The sequence below is a fragment of the Variovorax sp. V93 genome, assembly GCF_041154485.1.
In the GTDB taxonomy this organism is placed as follows: Bacteria; Pseudomonadota; Gammaproteobacteria; order Burkholderiales; family Burkholderiaceae_C; genus Variovorax; species Variovorax beijingensis_A.
The window spans coordinates 2,411,494-2,425,962 of sequence record NZ_AP028669.1; the positions used below are offsets into that span (position 1 = coordinate 2,411,494).

18 protein-coding genes are annotated in these 14,469 nt (G+C 61.8%); 9 read left to right on the top strand and 9 right to left on the bottom strand.

Annotation, left to right across the window (positions count from 1 at the left end):
• Positions 1-22 precede the first annotated feature (22 nt).
• On the top strand, positions 23-934 hold the full coding sequence (locus ACAM54_RS11405) for a cupin domain-containing protein (protein ID WP_369650749.1): 912 nt from the start codon (positions 23-25) through the stop codon (positions 932-934).
• A 27-nt stretch (positions 935-961) separates the two neighbouring features.
• Here the strand turns inward: ACAM54_RS11405 and ACAM54_RS11410 are convergent, their stop codons facing one another.
• Positions 962-1,240 carry a hypothetical protein gene (locus tag ACAM54_RS11410; protein ID WP_369650750.1) on the bottom strand — a complete coding sequence of 93 codons (279 nt, stop codon included), beginning with the start codon at positions 1,238-1,240 and terminating at the stop codon, positions 962-964.
• 169 nt (positions 1,241-1,409) lie between these two features.
• A complete protein-coding gene (locus tag ACAM54_RS11415; protein WP_145743522.1) occupies positions 1,410-1,613 on the bottom strand; it encodes a hypothetical protein in 204 nt (67 codons plus the stop codon).
• A 394-nt stretch (positions 1,614-2,007) separates the two neighbouring features.
• On the opposite strand from ACAM54_RS11415, the gene ACAM54_RS11420 reads away from it, so the two are divergent.
• Entirely contained in the window at positions 2,008-2,835 is an 828-nt protein-coding gene (locus tag ACAM54_RS11420) for a class I SAM-dependent methyltransferase (RefSeq protein ID WP_369650751.1), read from the top strand.
• A 50-nt stretch (positions 2,836-2,885) separates the two neighbouring features.
• Here ACAM54_RS11420 and ACAM54_RS11425 read toward each other — a convergent pair whose 3' ends face one another.
• Positions 2,886-3,305 (bottom strand): thermonuclease family protein, encoded by a 420-nt coding sequence (locus tag ACAM54_RS11425; RefSeq protein WP_369650968.1) that lies wholly within the window; start codon positions 3,303-3,305, stop codon positions 2,886-2,888.
• Complete coding sequence (locus ACAM54_RS11430) at positions 3,215-3,433, bottom strand: hypothetical protein (RefSeq protein ID WP_369651021.1); 219 nt, start codon at positions 3,431-3,433, stop codon at positions 3,215-3,217. The genes ACAM54_RS11425 and ACAM54_RS11430 overlap by 91 nt, the downstream gene beginning before the upstream one ends.
• A gap of 13 nt (positions 3,434-3,446) precedes the next feature.
• Here ACAM54_RS11430 and ACAM54_RS11435 point away from each other — a divergent pair, with 13 nt between their 5' ends.
• Complete coding sequence (locus tag ACAM54_RS11435) at positions 3,447-3,869, top strand: hypothetical protein (protein WP_369650752.1); 423 nt, start codon at positions 3,447-3,449, stop codon at positions 3,867-3,869.
• A gap of 81 nt (positions 3,870-3,950) precedes the next feature.
• On the opposite strand, the gene ACAM54_RS11440 is transcribed toward ACAM54_RS11435, so the two are convergent.
• Positions 3,951-5,189 carry a tyrosine-type recombinase/integrase gene (locus ACAM54_RS11440; protein ID WP_369650753.1) on the bottom strand — a complete coding sequence of 413 codons (1,239 nt, stop codon included), beginning with the start codon at positions 5,187-5,189 and terminating at the stop codon, positions 3,951-3,953.
• A gap of 340 nt (positions 5,190-5,529) precedes the next feature.
• Between ACAM54_RS11440 and ACAM54_RS11445 the strand changes: the two genes are divergently transcribed.
• Both ACAM54_RS11445 and ACAM54_RS11450 read left to right on the top strand, forming a co-directional pair.
• On the top strand, positions 5,530-6,687 hold the full coding sequence (locus ACAM54_RS11445) for a tyrosine-type recombinase/integrase (protein ID WP_369650754.1): 1,158 nt from the start codon (positions 5,530-5,532) through the stop codon (positions 6,685-6,687).
• 182 nt (positions 6,688-6,869) lie between these two features.
• Positions 6,870-7,292 carry a hypothetical protein gene (locus ACAM54_RS11450; RefSeq protein ID WP_369650755.1) on the top strand — a complete coding sequence of 141 codons (423 nt, stop codon included), beginning with the start codon at positions 6,870-6,872 and terminating at the stop codon, positions 7,290-7,292.
• Between the two features lie 254 nt (positions 7,293-7,546).
• Here the strand turns inward: ACAM54_RS11450 and ACAM54_RS11455 are convergent, their stop codons facing one another.
• Both ACAM54_RS11455 and ACAM54_RS11460 read right to left on the bottom strand, forming a co-directional pair.
• Positions 7,547-8,146, bottom strand: a complete 600-nt coding sequence (locus tag ACAM54_RS11455; protein ID WP_369650756.1) for an NADPH-dependent F420 reductase — start codon at positions 8,144-8,146, stop codon at positions 7,547-7,549.
• 32 nt (positions 8,147-8,178) lie between these two features.
• Positions 8,179-8,961, bottom strand: coding sequence for a 3-oxoacyl-ACP reductase family protein (locus ACAM54_RS11460; protein WP_369650757.1), 783 nt, complete (start codon positions 8,959-8,961; stop codon positions 8,179-8,181).
• A gap of 115 nt (positions 8,962-9,076) precedes the next feature.
• Here ACAM54_RS11460 and ACAM54_RS11465 point away from each other — a divergent pair, with 115 nt between their 5' ends.
• Complete coding sequence (locus tag ACAM54_RS11465; protein WP_369650758.1) at positions 9,077-10,000, top strand: LysR substrate-binding domain-containing protein; 924 nt, start codon at positions 9,077-9,079, stop codon at positions 9,998-10,000.
• A gap of 340 nt (positions 10,001-10,340) precedes the next feature.
• On the opposite strand, the gene ACAM54_RS11470 is transcribed toward ACAM54_RS11465, so the two are convergent.
• Positions 10,341-11,075, bottom strand: a complete 735-nt coding sequence (locus ACAM54_RS11470) for a helix-turn-helix domain-containing protein (RefSeq protein WP_369650759.1) — start codon at positions 11,073-11,075, stop codon at positions 10,341-10,343.
• A gap of 272 nt (positions 11,076-11,347) precedes the next feature.
• Here ACAM54_RS11470 and ACAM54_RS11475 point away from each other — a divergent pair, with 272 nt between their 5' ends.
• The 3 genes from ACAM54_RS11475 to ACAM54_RS11485 are packed head-to-tail and all read left to right on the top strand — an operon-like array spanning position 11,348 to position 13,109.
• Positions 11,348-12,196 carry a pentapeptide repeat-containing protein gene (locus ACAM54_RS11475; protein WP_369650760.1) on the top strand — a complete coding sequence of 283 codons (849 nt, stop codon included), beginning with the start codon at positions 11,348-11,350 and terminating at the stop codon, positions 12,194-12,196.
• Positions 12,193-12,816 (top strand): hypothetical protein, encoded by a 624-nt coding sequence (locus tag ACAM54_RS11480; RefSeq protein ID WP_369650761.1) that lies wholly within the window; start codon positions 12,193-12,195, stop codon positions 12,814-12,816. Before ACAM54_RS11475 ends, ACAM54_RS11480 begins: the two co-directional genes overlap by 4 nt.
• Positions 12,813-13,109: a hypothetical protein gene (locus tag ACAM54_RS11485; RefSeq protein WP_369650762.1), complete on the top strand. Its 297-nt coding sequence runs from the start codon at positions 12,813-12,815 to the stop codon at positions 13,107-13,109. The genes ACAM54_RS11480 and ACAM54_RS11485 overlap by 4 nt, the downstream gene beginning before the upstream one ends.
• A 112-nt stretch (positions 13,110-13,221) precedes the next feature.
• Here ACAM54_RS11485 and ACAM54_RS11490 read toward each other — a convergent pair whose 3' ends face one another.
• The gene (locus ACAM54_RS11490; protein WP_369650763.1) at positions 13,222-14,445 is read right to left on the bottom strand and encodes a CAP domain-containing protein; all 1,224 of its coding nucleotides are present in this window, start codon (positions 14,443-14,445) and stop codon (positions 13,222-13,224) included.
• Positions 14,446-14,469: the final 24 nt, after the last annotated feature.

Here is a 14,469-nt window from a genome sequence, read left to right on the forward strand (position 1 = left end):
GAGGAACGAGCCGATCACCGACATGGCAGACCTGCCGGCGCAGCGGCCCTCGGCGCCCGCGACCGCTGCGCAGGCCCGGGCACGCTACTTCAACTCCGGCAATGCATTCAACGTGAAGCTGCCCGAAGTGCCCGCACGGCTCTTCGCGCCACCGCGCGCAGATGCGTTCGGCGTTTTCGATTGCGACCAGTCCGAAGCGATGGGCTGTGGGTTTGCGGCCACCACGCCGCTCATGCTCGCGCGCTACATGCGCGTTGCGCCCGGCGGGGTGCTGCCGCTCGATGTGGACGCCACCGGCTCGGTCTGGTACGTGATTTCAGGGAGCGGGGAGCTTGGCGGCATGGCCGAAGATCTTGCATTCGGCGCGGGCGACGTCTTCCTGCTGCCCGCGGCACTGGGCTCTCGGCTCAGCGCCGGTTCTGCAGGCGCATTGCTGTGGACCGTGGGCAACGAGCCGCAGCTGGCCTTCGACGGGTCGCAGCCACCTGCGACTTCGAGCGCGCCTATCGATACAGTGCACTATCCCGCCGACGAGATCGAACGGCAGTTCGAGCTGATCTTCTCGATGGCCACGAGCGATGCAACCTCGGGTCGTGCGCTGATTTTTTCGTCCGACCGGCAGGAGGCCGCACGCAACCTGACGCCCACGCTGACCTTGAGCTTCAACACCCTGGAGCCGCATACGCACCAGCGATCGCACCGCCACAATTCCGCGGCCGTCACGCTGGTGGTGCGGGGCGAGGCATGCCATTCGATGGTCGGCGGAGTGCATTGCCCATGGATGCCATGGGCGACCCTTGTCACGCCACCGGGCGCGCCGCATTCGCATCACAACGCGGGCATGAAGGGCGCGCGCTTCCTGATCGTGCAGGACGGCGGATTGCACTATCACGCGCGGACCATGGGCTTCGAGTTCCTGGAGGCTGTGGCCTAGGCGAGCGCGGCCCGCATCGCCAGGCGATCAACTGGCCGGGCTGCGCGGGGAAGGAAGCGCGAAGGCGACCGAAGGCAGATCGGGACGCGGCCCGTAGGTCGATCCGAAGTAGCGCGCGGCAGCGCGGCCGAGATTCGTGATCTCGTGCACCGTTGCGCAGGGTGGCACCTGGCCTTGCTGCGGCGAGAACGCCACCTTGATGTATCCGGCATCCCGCAGGTCCTTGAGCCGGTCTATCTCAGACGGACTGTAGAACCGCGTTGGCAGCCGCGTCATGAGGATCTGCTTGAAAAGCGCATGCGCCACGTTACGTCTCCCGACCTGAGGGTGATTGGGGTGACAAGGGCGCGCATCGTCCCGCGTGCCGGTCCGGTTCCGGAAGATACCCCGGTCGACGCTGCCTATCGATTCCACGTTCGGCATAGGCCTGGGCATGCGGGTAGCGGGGAGCCGGCCCTCGAAAGCAGCCTTCTTCCTAGCGGGATCTGGGTGGGCTGGCGTTCTCCTGGGCCGGCGCCACGGCGCCGCTTGCAGGAACGTTGCCCGGCCCTTTCGATGGATCGGTGATGCCGTAGAAGAAAAGCACCGCCACGACGATGACCGCAATCACGGCCAGCAGGATCCACATCAGCCGGCGGCCGATGTCGCCTTGCTTGTGGTGCTCTTGTTTGGTTGCCATGGAACCGAGCCTGAACCCGCAAGGCGACGGTGCCATGTCGTTTTGGCGCCTCTTGTTGACGGTGGATTTCCTACGTTGCCTCGCGTCGGGGGGAGCGTGGGACCACAAAATGGCCCCCGGAGCGTGTCGCGGATCGATCCGCAGTCCTCGCGGCCATGGCTGCTCGAGGTCGAGAGCTACTTGAGCGAGGTCGACTCGTTGTTGAAGGGCGAGACAACGAAGTGCAGCTTCTGCTCGGCACCGTGAGGAACGACCGCGCGCTGCTGGCGCCGCCATAGAGTCGGCTCATCCCCGCAATCGAAGCACCCCCAGCCTTCGCGCTTGGGGGGCTTTCGTCGTTTAGCATCTGGCGATGCAAGAAACCTGTCGCCTCTGCGGATCGAAGTCCCGGTTCATGTTCACGCACGAAGTACTGGGTCGCCATCAAGTCAACTATTTTGAATGTGAGAGCTGCGCAAGCCTACAAACAGAAAAACCCCATTGGCTTGACGAGGCATACGCGATTCCCGGTGTGCACGTTGATGTTGGACAGGCTGCGCGAGTCGTGCAAACCTGGGTACGGCTTTGCTTTCTCCTGGAGACGATCGGTTTCGACAAGCAACGCGAATGCATCGACTACGGTGGATCGGCGGGCCTGCTGACTCGCTTGATGCGGGACAGCGGGTATAGGTACTTGGCTTACGACACCTACGACGATTCGAAATACGCGAACTACTTCAAGGTTAGCCGCCTGGAGAACGTCTCTCCGGGCTTGGTGTCTGCCTTCGAGGTTTTTGAACACTTTCCACAGCCGGCAGAATCCATCGGCGAACTGTTTGCGATAAAGCCCGACCTGATCGTGTTTTCGACAGTTTTCTACGAAGGCCAAGGACCCGACTGGGAATACCTCGTCCCCTACTGCGGCCAACACATATTCTTCTATCGAGAGCAGGCGCTTAGAGCGTTCGGGGAGCGGCACGGATATGCGCTTCGTCGCAGTCAAGATTTCTGGCTGATGATTCGAGAGACAAGTCCCTATCTCGCGGCATTCGATGCCAAACACACGGCGACATTGGACGCCGCATTTGTTGGAGAGCTATTTCTGCGCGTCGGGCATGGCACCGAACAGACCCTTCAGGACTACTCCTATGCAAAGGACCGTTTCATAAGCGAGCTCGGCGCGGTTCGGAGATCGGCCGCCAAGCCTAAGAATCTGTTGCGTCGATTTTTGGGCCTTGCGTAGGAAGACACCCCCCAGCCTTCGGGCTGGGGGGCTTTTCCCGTTTCTGGTACCTACAGATTCGCCTCGCGTTTTGCCTTGCGCCAGTCCCACGGCGCCATGGGTTCATCATCCCGCCACAGGCCCACATGTTTGGCCTTTGCCTCGGACTCCGCGAACTCGTACTGCCCACGCTCCTGCGGCGTTTGCTCGCGCGAGTAGGCGCGGTACCACCAGGCCATCCCCACCGTGACCATGGCCAGACCTGCGTCGCGCGTCTTGGGACCGTTGGGCGCGGATGCCGGAGCCACCATCACCTTGCAGACACAGCGGCCGTAGCGGTCTGTCTTCGGGTAGTCGAGCTGCGCGTCCTTCATGTAGACCAGGTCGGACAGCGCTTCCTTTACACGCTGGCCGAACGGCTGCTTCTTCTCCGGCGCGCGATGCCGTTGAAGCGCGCCTTGATCTGGTCGTAGGCACGCTCGGTGCCGCAGCGCGCGGTTAGCGTGTCGCCGTCGCTGACGCCGACCACGAGGCAGATCTGGGACTCGGCCTTGGCGAGCTGTATGGCCGGGTAGCGGCCCGGGAGACCACGGTGGATATAGTCGCGCTGAACAAGCACTCAGCAAGTCACCATGGATCTCTCGCTCCTCAGCTTCATCGTCGGCACAATCATCGCGCTCATAGGCCTTTCGATACCTATTGCCGCCCTTGAGGAGAGCAAACGCGACAACCTAGTTCGGTTCTGGAGGCGATGGATAAAGATCGTTTTTTTGATCGTGCTCTTAGTCAACTCCACCTTCGGCATTTGGCTGTTCTGGCATACCGCCGGCGCACCTACGCGCGGTGAAGTGTTGGTCCTGTTGATGCACATATTCAACTTGTTTGGAGTGCCGTTCATTTTGTTCATGGCAGCGATGGACAACGTTCTCGATGCACGAAACGCAAAGAGGAACGAGTTGGAGCAGAAGGTCAGGAACCTTGAGCTCCAAGTTCAGGCATTGACATCGTTCAAAGCACTCTCTCCTGTGGCAACAACCGTTAGCAAACCAATCTGACTCGGACGCTGGATCGGCAGATCAACGAGTGCCCATAAAAAAGCCGCCTCAAGGGCGGCCCGTGGTAGAACAATTAGATGCTCACGCAGCCTTGAAAGCCAGGATTTTTGCTCCCTGGCGCAGCTCGTCGAGATGGTCTGCCCACAGCTGCATCATCTTGCGGCGCTTGACCACGAACTCCGCGCGATCGTAGGCGGCGCCGAGCGGGTCGCTCTTTCCGTGCGCGAGCTGCGCCTCAATGACCTCGGGCTCGACGTCCATCTGCTCGACCATGATCGTGCGCGCCATCGCGCGGAAACCGTGGGCCGTCATCTCGGTGTTGTCGAAGCCCATGCGGCGCAGCGCTGTGTTCACGGTGTTGTCGCTCATCGGCCGCTCGCCGGTCAGCAGGCTCGGGAAAACGTACTGGCCGTGGCCAGTGAGCGGCTTGAGATCGACAAGGACTTCGACGGCCTGCTTTGGCAGCGGCACCAGGTGCGGGCGCCCGTTGATCTTTGCGGTCTTCGTGCGCTTCATGTCCGCCGCCGGGATCGTCCACAGCGCCTTCTCGAGGTCGACGTCCGACCAGCGCATTTGCCGGATGTTGCCGGGCCGCTGAAAGAGGAGGGCAGAGAGGTGCAACGCTGCGCGCGTTGCAGGTTGGCCAGCGTATGCAGCGATTGCGCGCATCAGCTCGCCGGCCTTCACCGGCTCGAGCACCGCGGCCATGTGCTTGACCTGCACGGGCACGAGCGCGCCCTGCAAGTCGGGGGCTGGGTTGCTGGTGCACCGGCCGGTGGCGATGCCGTGACGGAACACCTGGCCGGACCATTGGCGCAAGGTGTGCGCAGTCTCGTGCGCGCCGCGGGCCTCGATGCGGCGCAGTACCTGCAACAGCATCGGTGCGGTGATGCTGGATAGGGGCAGGCTGCCGAGCCAGGGGAACGCATCCTTCTCCATGATGGAGATCCAGCGCTCCGCGTACCGCGGGCTCCACGCCGAACTCTTGGTCTTGTGATACTCGCGCGCCACGGCCTCGAAGCTGGCGTTGGTGTCGGCCTTGCGCTCGAGCTTCTCAAGTTGTCGGCGCTGCGCGGGATCGATGCCTTGCTGTTGGATCTTGCGGGCGTCGTCGCGGCCGGTGCGCGCCGCCTTGAGCGTCACCTCTGGATAGCTGCCCAATGCCAGGCGCTTTTCCTTGCCGTCGAAGCGGTACTTCCAGAACCAGCGCCTCGAGCCGCTGGGCTCGATCTGCAGATAGAGGCCTCCGGAATCTGCGAGGCGCAGCCGTAGCTTGTCGGCAGGGCAGAGGGTCTTCTTGCAGGCGGTGTCGGTGAGCACGGGGGAACAATTTCGGCGACTGGGCCTGAAACTGTACCTGTTTCCCCGTTTGTTCCCCTAAATTCGACGAACCTCAGCGGTTTTTTGTGGTTGCTCGTGGAGTAAAACCAGCTGCTTCTACAGAGGAGAAATGGCTGCTTGCGGCTCTTCGTGGGGGAATGGGGAGCAACAAAATGGCCTGCCCGGAGGGGATCGAACCCCCGACAACCTGCTTAGAAGGCCCAAAAGCTAGAATCATTTGATCCCACTCTGCGTTGGCTTCCCGGGAAATTGGATCTATTTTTTGGTGCTCTTGGGGGCAGTATGGGGACACTAACTTTTTGCGGAGCCGAGACAGCGGATGGCGATTTTTTCCCTACGAGCGAGCGGAAATTGGCAGGCCAGGATCAGGCGCGACGGCTGGCCACCGCAGTCGAAGACGTTCCCGAACAAGACCGATGCCATTGCATGGGCCCGGAAGATCGAGCGGGAGATGGACACGGAGTCCTTCTTGCCGAGTGACGAGGCTGCCCGTACGACACTCGAGCAACTGGCGAAGCGATACCGCGAGGAGGTCCTGCCAAAACTGCGGGCCCGTGAACGAGACAAATACCTCCTCTCTCGCATCGAGGAGGAGTTCGGTAAGTACGCTCTCTCTGTCATCACGCCGGCCATGTTATCGGCGTATCGCGACGAGCGCCTTAAGGCAGTTTCGGCACAGTCCTGCCTACACGAGCTGGGGATGATCTCAAGGCTCTACAACAAGGCGATCAAGGACTGGAAGATCAAGATCCCGCGCGGCAATCCTATCGCTGAGGTCACGAAGCCGTCGGTGTCAAACGAGCGCGATCGCACGCTGCGAGACGGCGAGGAGGATCTCCTTCTTGCCGTCTTAGGCGAGCGTGAGAACCCATGGCCGCGGGCAGCCTTCGTGCTTGCGCTGGAGACAGCCGGGCGCTTGTCGGAACTGCTCGCTTTGCGCTGGTCTGACGTCGATGTACGGGCCCGTGTGGCCCGTCTTCGGGGTGTCGATGGTGGGATCACCAAGAATGGTGATGCATTCCGCGACGTGCCTCTCACTTCTCGCGCGGTGAGACTCCTCGAAAGCCTGCCGCGATCCACCAAGGGGAAGGTCTTGCCGATGACGGCAAACGCCTTGAAGCTCGCGTGGGCCCGAGCGATCGCGCGCGCCCGTCGCATGCACCTTCACTCACGGCTGTGCGAGCAGCTCGCAGAGCTTGGGTTCGACCAGGTCGACCGGGATCGCGAGGTTCGGGCGTTGATCTACAAGAAGCGCCAGCCACAGCCGATCACGCGTAAGTTGCTGGACAAGCTGGAAAAGGAAGATCACACGCTGGTTGATCTCCATTTTCATGATCTTCGCCACTGCGCAACGACCATGCTCGCCTCGCAGTTGGAGATGCATGAATTGATGAAGGTGACGGGCCACAAGAGCGCACGACTGGTGCTCAGGTATTACCACCCAAAGGCTAAGGACCTGGCCTTAAAACTGGCTTAGGCTCAGCGCCACCGAAGTAATAGCGCCCTCAGAGCGCCCTCGCGGTGCCCTCAGAGCGCCCATGACTCGACGTGCATCGCACACACTTCGAGCGACTGCCCGCAGGTCTAGCCGGTTCATCTCCCCGGTGCCCCTCCTTTCGAGGGCTGCGAGGCGGTCATCTCCTCGAAAGGAACTTCTAAATGAAGATGAAACCATTGGTCGGCGCTGCGCTGGCCCTCGCACTCTGCCTCAGCGCACACGCGCAGGGCATTTCCTTTGCTGTGGCCGACAGCACTGGCGGTCGCCAGATCGCCGGCGTAGGCATTGACCAGGCGGCGATTTACAACGGGATCAGCGACGCCCGTGGACGAGCGCAGAACGCCCAAGGCATGGCCGAGTGGGCAGGCCAGACTGCCCAGAGCGCCAGCCAAGTTGCTTCGGCCGCGCAGGGCACGGCGAGCTACGCCGTAGGTCGTGCAGCCGATGCCCGAGCTCGTGCCGACTACACGGCCTGGTACAACTGGAACTACACACGGGCGACTGCGATTTCAAATTGCATGGCCACGGGTGGCAATCCTGTTTACTGCAGCGCCATGGCGGACACCATGTATCCGGCGCCCTGAGTCGATGCAATGCCACTACAGAAAAGCGCCTTCGGGCGCTTTTCCTCTGGTGCGCGCAGTACGGGCGATCTGGGAGGTCAGGAGCGGCGCACTACTGCGTGGCTAGACGCTCCGCAATCTCACGCGCACCGAGATCTCGGACTGATGCAAGAGTCTTCGTCCGGAAGTGCGTCTCACCCATCCAGTGCTTGAGCGTGCAGAACACGTGCTCCCCGGTACTCTTCGCAGCGTCATGGCAAGCCATTGGACGCCGACTACCCTTGCCTGACGAGGTTCAACGCCGGTAGAGGTCCGCCCGGAAACTGCTGCATCGCGCCGCCAGTGGCAAGCCCACCCAAGTCCACCACAGCGAAGCCCAACGATTCGAAGAGCCGCGCCACTTCGGCCTTGGCCTGCGCGTCGTCGCCTGACATGAAGAGCACGCGGCGCCCGCCGTTCGTGCGCGGATCGGCCGCGAGCAGGGGCGGCGGCAGCGTGTTGGCGATCTTCACCAAGCGCGCACCCGGCACGTGGTCGCCCACCACCTGGCTCGACGTGCGGCCACCGAGTTCGGCGAGGCGAAAGCCTGGCATCTCGACCGGGTTCATGGTGTCGATCACGATGCGGCCGTCCAGTGCAGGCAGGCCAGCAGTGGCGCTGTCCAGGTGCGGCCAGGGCACCGAGAGAACGAGCATGTCGGCCTGCGCTGCTTCGGCGCGCGTGCCGGCGCGGGTCTTGCCGCCAGTGCTGCGCACCGCGTCGGCAAGCGATTCGGGACCTCGGCTGTTCGACAGCACGATGTCGTGGCCGGCATTGGAGAACTGCTTGGCGAGCGCGAGGCCGATGCTGCCGGCGCCGATGAATCCGATCTTCATGGTAAAGCTCCTTGTGTGGATAAACGAGGGGGTCAGGCCGAATAGCCGCCGTCAACCGCGATGCTTGCGCCGGTGACGAAGCTCGCTGCGGGGCTGGAGAGCCAGGCCACCGCGTTGGCGATCTCGTCCACGTGTGCATAGCGGCCCAGCGCGATGTAGGTGCGCGCCTGTTGCGCGAAATCGCTGGTCGCGGGGTTCATGTCGGTATCGGTCGGGCCAGGCATCACGTTGTTGACCGTGATGCCTCGCGGGCCAAGGTCGCGCGCCAGCGCCTTGGTCAGGCCTGCCACGGCGGCCTTGGTCATCACATAGAGAGCCCCGCCGGCGTAAGGCACGTACTGGCTGTTGATGCTGCCGATGTTCACCACCCGGCCACCCTCGCTCATGTGCTTGAGCGCTTCCTGCGTGGCAACGAACAAGCCCTTGAGGTTGACGTCCACCATGCGGTCGAAGTCGTCAAGGCCGATGTCCTGCACCGGCTTGCCGATGGCGATGGCGGCGTTGTTCACGAGGATGTCCAGGCGCCCGAAGGTGGCGACGGCCTGCGCCACCGCAGCGCGCACTTCGTCGGGCCGGCTGGCATCGGCGGCGATGGCGAGCGCTTTGCCGCCTGCGGCTTCGATGGCGGCGACCACGGCTTGCGCTGGTTCGGGCGAGGCGACATAGGTGATGACGACCGCCGCACCGTCGGCAGCCAGCCGACGGGCGATGCCGGCGCCCATGCCGCGCGAGGCGCCGGTCACGAGAGCCACCTTGCCTGACAGCGCAAGCGTGGCGGTGGAAAGAGAAGAGACAGAAGAAGACGAGAAGGTCATGGTGTTTCCTTGGTGAAAGGGGTTGGACATGGCGCAATGGTCGGGCCTGGACTCATTTCTCGGTAGTCAGCAATAGCTGGAATCTTTTTCAAGCAATGCTTGAAAATAGGAGGCCATGGAAACACTCGCCAATCTCGAATCCTTCGTTCGCAGCGCCGAGTCGGGCAGCTTCTCCGAGGCGGCGCGCCGGCTGGGTCTGACGCCCGCAGCCGTGAGCCGCAACGTGGCGAGGCTTGAGGCCAACCTCGGCGTGCGGCTGTTTCAGCGCAGCACACGACGCCTCACCCTCACCGAGGCGGGCGAGCGCTTCTTGCAGTCGGTGTCAGGCGGACTGGAGGACATTCAGACCGCCATTGCTGGCGTCTCGACCGAGGCTGGGCAGCCGGCCGGCGTCCTCAAGGTGAGCATGGCGCCAGGCTTCGGCGTGGACTATGTGGTGCCGCTGCTGCCGGCATTCATGCAGCGCCACCCCGCTGTGCGCCCCGACTGGCATTTCGACAACCGGCACGTGGACCTGATCGCGGAGGGCTACGACGCGGCCATTGGCGGCGGTACCGAACTCACGCCCGGCGTCGTGGCGCGTGAATTGGCACGTGCGCACATCGTCGCGGTGGCCTCGCCGACCTACATGGCGGGGCGCAAGGCACCACGCGAGCCGGCCGACCTCGCAACGCTCGATGGCATCGTGATGCGATCAGTGCACAGTGGCCGCTTGCGCGACCGGATGATGCGTGACCGTGGCGGGGCGCAAGCTCCTGTCGAGTTGCAGCCGCATATCGTGCTCAGTGACCCTGATGCACTGTGCCGAGCAGCGCTGCTCGGCCTGGGCGTCGGGCTGGTCGCAATGCCGCATGCGCTGCCTCACCTCGAAAGCGGGGCGCTGCTGCGCGTGCTGCCGCGCTGGTATGCCGACGGCGGGCCCATCTCACTCTACTTCGCTGGCGGGCGGCTGCTACCGGCCAAGACGCGCGCCTTTGTCGACTTCGTGGTCGAGGCCTTTGAGCGGGAGCGGCTGGCCGAGCGCTTCTCGGCGGTCTGAGGCGGCGTGGGCTAGCGGCGCTGACTCAATCGGCGCCAGATCTACTGCCACTAAATGCGAATCGTGTCCGTCCGGTCAAGTTATTTGGACGTGCCGCTCTGCGCAAAGGTGGCGAGCGCGCATGAAGTGAAGAAGGCGATGCATCTGCGTCCCAGTGTCGGCTGTCGAAGTCTTGCTGCGCGTTCTAAACGCAGTTTGGCTACAGCCACGTCATCTCAACAAGGCTATTCGCATTTTTCGAGCACGCTTACAACTGGGCAGGGCAGGCGTCGTACGACAGCTTCAATGGCGTGTGGCGCGAGCCGATGCCGTTGGCTGAGTCCTGATGGACCACTAGTTTTTAGTTCTGCCCGAAGATATTGGCGCTTGGCTGAGGCGCGTGGACGCGGGTCATGAGCAGGCTTTGCGAACCTAGCGTTGTTAGGAAATATCGTCTTTGGCCCGAGGCGTTTCTAGTTTCCGAGACCCAGCCCAACTCCTCCAGTCCGCCAAGAACCGCACGAGCTGCTGCGGTGTCAAGCCCTGTGTCCGCCTTGATTCCAGAGAGCGACCTCATGGCGAACTTACTTTCACCAAGCGCCCTTAATACAGCCAACCTTGAGCCCGGGCTGTCACCAGGAAGTCCTGCGCCGTGCAATGGTGCGCCATCGTCTGCTTCCCCAACTTCTGGTTCGACCGAAACACCTTCCCCGCCAAAAGCCGGTGGACGCTGACCTGCGGTCGTCACTGGCGTCAGTATCGCGGGCTCATCCAATTTGTTGATCGCTGCCGTCGCTGTATCTTTAGCGCTTTCAACCTCTTTTTTAATCTGGGCGAGCTCGAATCTGACAGGGCCTGCCTCGAATTTTGTGATTTGGGGCAGCAGGCTACGAATCTCGGCCCTGAGGGCGAATGCTCCGATAACTAGGGCAAGTGGCCACGCGAGAAACTCGATGAGCTTTGTGATAAATGTGAGGCAGTCCATCGGTGTAGCTTGCCACACTTTGTTGCAAATTTGTTGAACAGCAGCCCACACTGGGCTGCGCCCGCGCAAGGGCAACTGGGGCAGGTCGGTGGTGTAGGAGGCTCGAAACATCGTCACGCGCCGAGACAGCGAAGTGGAGGCGTTGAAAGCGTAGGTCGACGTTGACAGGGCCCGTGATTGCCGAGTATGCCAACACGCTCTGTGAATGGCTTTGTGTATTCATCAGTCGACGGCATCAATGCGTGGTGAAAGCTCGGAGGAGAATCACGTACGAGATCAAAGCTGCGGAGAGATAATGGGGTATCTGACCCACTTGGTCGTTAGCCGCTTGCCATAAGACTTGGCCCAGGCGGGCGTGGGCCACCCCTAATTGCGAGCCCACAATGGCAGACGATCTCTTGCCTGCAATCCCACCTAATTTTTCTCCTGGCAATAGACAGCTCATCACCGACTACTACGTCCCAAAAAACGTTGTGGACGAGGCTGTTGCGTTCAAGTTCAAGGTCTTCAACCGCCTCAACGCGCGCAAGATCACGTTCAAAAACGTGTCGTTTGAGCATAGCGTGTTCGACGGGTGTTATTTGCGCAGTTGCGTCTTTGACTCTTGCAACTTCACGGGGTGCCGATTCATTGGTTCTAACCTCCATCAGTCGAGCTTCCCCGGATCCAGATTCGACTACGCGACCTTCGAGCGCTGCCAAATCGACTCAGACATCCTGATGGCTTGGACCCCTGCAGAAGAGAACCTCAAGATGCGCTTCGCGCGTTCCTTGCGGATGAACTTCCAGCAGATTGGCGATGCTAGGGCAGTGAATGAGGCGATCACGCTTGAGCTCCATGCCACGGCACGTCATCTGCTCGAATCATGGCGATCCGAGGACGAGTTCCACCGCAAGAAGTACCCCGGCCTTCGGCGCGTCCGCCAGTTCCTGGCCTGGGTCGAGTTCTGGGTGCTTCATTTCGTTTGGGGAAATGGTGAGAGCGTTCCTGCGCTGTTGCGGACGATCGCCATCGCGATGGTGCTCATCGCGGTCTACGACGCCAATGCATTAAAGGGCTCGGCGACCATCCTAGACTACTGGGAAAGCCTGAAGGACGCCCCTGCAATTTTCTTGGGTACCCTTTCCCGCCCCTTCCACACGACTACAGCAGCGTCGATGATCGTCGCCGCGAGGCTAGTCGCCTTGTCGCTGCTTACTGCGCTCTTGGTGAAGCGCTTCGGTCGTCGATGACCACGCATTTTTACGCCTTTGGCTCGATTTGCCGTGGTGAGGTCGATAGGTCATCCGACGTTGACCTGCTTGCCTGCATCACTGGACCCAATCCTGACCTCGACACTGACAAGTTTTCGGTCTATCAGCACGAGCGACTGCGCAGTTTGTGGACGGAAGGGAACCCTTTTGCATGGCACCTTCATCTCGAGTCTAGGCTCCTGTTTTCGTCTGACGGTGTCGACTTCATCGCGTCGCTGGGCGCTCCCGCAGCTTACAAGGCAGGTGCGGAGGACTGCGACAAGTTCGCTCGGCTCTTTCGCGAATCGCTCGATCAGCTGTCCCAGACCCGCGTGAACGCCACGTTCAATCTGTCTTGCATGTTTCTGGGTACGAGGAACTTTGCCACCTGCTATTCGCTCTGGCGTGGCCGTCCCGTCTTCTCCAGAAAGTCGCCCATGTTGATTGATGACCCTCTACGCGTGGACGAAGAAGCCTTTGGTGTGCTCACGCGCGCAAGAGTGTTGTCGACGCGCGGGATTGGCGATGCGTTGTCGGACGAAGAAGTTATGCTTGCCCTCAGAGCTGTTCCTGTCATACAAGCCTGGATGTCTCAGCTGCTCGCCGAGGTACATAGATGACTGAGTTCAACAATCGGATTGCTGCACAGCGAGAAATTCTTCTCGCTGTGAATAGCGCGCACTGGCGCGAGGAGCTCTACGGTATGTCCAGCGGAGCGCTCGACCGCTGGGTGCGAGCTAACAGCCTCGACAGAAGCTCAAGATTGGTCAATCTGCTCTTGGAAGCCGCGGGGAAGCTATTCTTTCTCGCCAATAAGAGCCAAGAGCAAGTAACTGCCGAGTATCGGCTCCGCTCCTCCGAAGTGTCCGGACTTACCGAAGAAATCCGACTCGAGCTTCGGCGGAAAACTTGAGACTTCTCGGCACAGAGACCGTCTTTCCACGGCACTTCGGGGGAAATCCGGAGCGAAGGAGCAGGGATTCATCTAGAAGCCCGCGCCCGCTGCTTTCAAGAGAGATTGCCGATCAGACTCCCGTTTTGAACGTGAATGTCTTCGTGAAGCTGCCGGTCGCGTTCGACGTGATCGCCGGATTCGTTCCCGTGCTGATCGGGTTGCCGTTGTTGAAGTCTTTCATCGTGGTGTTCGTCCCCTCGATCGTCACGGTGTATTCCGTGCTCGGCTCGAGCGGCTGATCCGGCAGGATGATGGCGCGGCTCGGGTCGACCAGGAAGTTGGGATCATTCGCGCGCACCATCGGCGCCCGCAGGATGACCGGTGAGCCATCCGACTTCTTCACCATCGTGGCCGAGCTGATGGTCAGTAACTGGCCGACGCGCACGGCCACAACGATCGGTTGGCCCACGGGAGCGGTCGACAGATCGCGGCCTGGAACTGGGTTCGGCTGCTCGTTCTTGAGCTGGTAGGCCGTACCGGTGGTGCCATCGCACGGATAGGTCTGCACCGCGGCACCATCAGGCTTCTGAGAAAACTGCCCCTGTGCGATAGCCAGATTGAACTGGGAGATCGCGCGAGGGCCAAAGTTTGCGGTGGCGGTTCCGACCTGGTCGGAGCTCATGATCGAGATGCCCACGTCGATCTGCGGAGACAGCAAGTCGAGAGCGTGATACGGCGCACTCAGGAGACTTCGAACTGCCGCAACGCCGCGCCCCTGCGGGGCGAATTCCGTAGGGCCAAGCACGTTGGCCTTCGCGCCGGTCGCGTCTGCGAAATCGTCGAGCACCAGGCCGCGGCCATAGCCTGCCGCATTGGCGCGGTCGGTGGGCGTCACGCCTGTGAATGCGGGTTTGGCGTCGTCCTGGAAGTGGCCCACCAGGTTGTTGACCAGTTGAAAATTGGCGTGGCCAGCCGCGGCAATGTCCAGGTGGGCGTTCTGTGCCAGCAGCCCGAAGCCGCAGCGGCCGCGCTCGGCGTTCAACAGATTGAAGGCGGCCAGTTCCTCGGAGCCCACGGCATACGTCGGCGCCGGGACCGAGGTGACGATGGTCGAGGCGGTCTCGCCTGCAGTGGGGTCATCCGTGCCCGGCTGCGACGGAGGCGGGGCAACGGGCGGCTGCACCGGTGGGGGAGCGCCGGTGTCCGGCGCCGGCGGCGGGGCAATGCCGATCAGCGGAATGCCACCACCGCCGCCACCTCCTCCACCACCACCGCAGGCCGAGAGTATAACGAGGGCTGCAGCAGCAAGCGCGATCGCGCTGGGGAACTGGGGGAATTTGTTTTTGGTTTTCATGATGAGTTGAAAATTCAGGAATAG

Bases quoted from the DNA above. Each gene is read 5' to 3' on its own strand.
- ACAM54_RS11405 (WP_369650749.1), top strand. From the start codon at position 23: ATGGCAGACCTGCCGGCGCAGCGGCCCTCGGCGCCCGCGACCGCTGCG.
- ACAM54_RS11415 (WP_145743522.1), bottom strand. From the start codon at position 1,613: ATGGCAACCAAACAAGAGCACCACAAGCAAGGCGACATCGGCCGCCGG.
- ACAM54_RS11420 (WP_369650751.1), top strand. From the start codon at position 2,008: ATGTTCACGCACGAAGTACTGGGTCGCCATCAAGTCAACTATTTTGAA.
- ACAM54_RS11435 (WP_369650752.1), top strand. From the start codon at position 3,447: ATGGATCTCTCGCTCCTCAGCTTCATCGTCGGCACAATCATCGCGCTC.
- ACAM54_RS11445 (WP_369650754.1), top strand. From the start codon at position 5,530: ATGGCGATTTTTTCCCTACGAGCGAGCGGAAATTGGCAGGCCAGGATC.
- ACAM54_RS11450 (WP_369650755.1), top strand. From the start codon at position 6,870: ATGAAGATGAAACCATTGGTCGGCGCTGCGCTGGCCCTCGCACTCTGC.
- ACAM54_RS11455 (WP_369650756.1), bottom strand. From the start codon at position 8,146: ATGAAGATCGGATTCATCGGCGCCGGCAGCATCGGCCTCGCGCTCGCC.
- ACAM54_RS11460 (WP_369650757.1), bottom strand. From the start codon at position 8,961: ATGACCTTCTCGTCTTCTTCTGTCTCTTCTCTTTCCACCGCCACGCTT.
- ACAM54_RS11465 (WP_369650758.1), top strand. From the start codon at position 9,077: ATGGAAACACTCGCCAATCTCGAATCCTTCGTTCGCAGCGCCGAGTCG.
- ACAM54_RS11470 (WP_369650759.1), bottom strand. From the start codon at position 11,075: ATGTTTCGAGCCTCCTACACCACCGACCTGCCCCAGTTGCCCTTGCGC.
- ACAM54_RS11475 (WP_369650760.1), top strand. From the start codon at position 11,348: ATGGCAGACGATCTCTTGCCTGCAATCCCACCTAATTTTTCTCCTGGC.
- ACAM54_RS11480 (WP_369650761.1), top strand. From the start codon at position 12,193: ATGACCACGCATTTTTACGCCTTTGGCTCGATTTGCCGTGGTGAGGTC.
- ACAM54_RS11485 (WP_369650762.1), top strand. From the start codon at position 12,813: ATGACTGAGTTCAACAATCGGATTGCTGCACAGCGAGAAATTCTTCTC.
- ACAM54_RS11490 (WP_369650763.1), bottom strand. From the start codon at position 14,445: ATGAAAACCAAAAACAAATTCCCCCAGTTCCCCAGCGCGATCGCGCTT.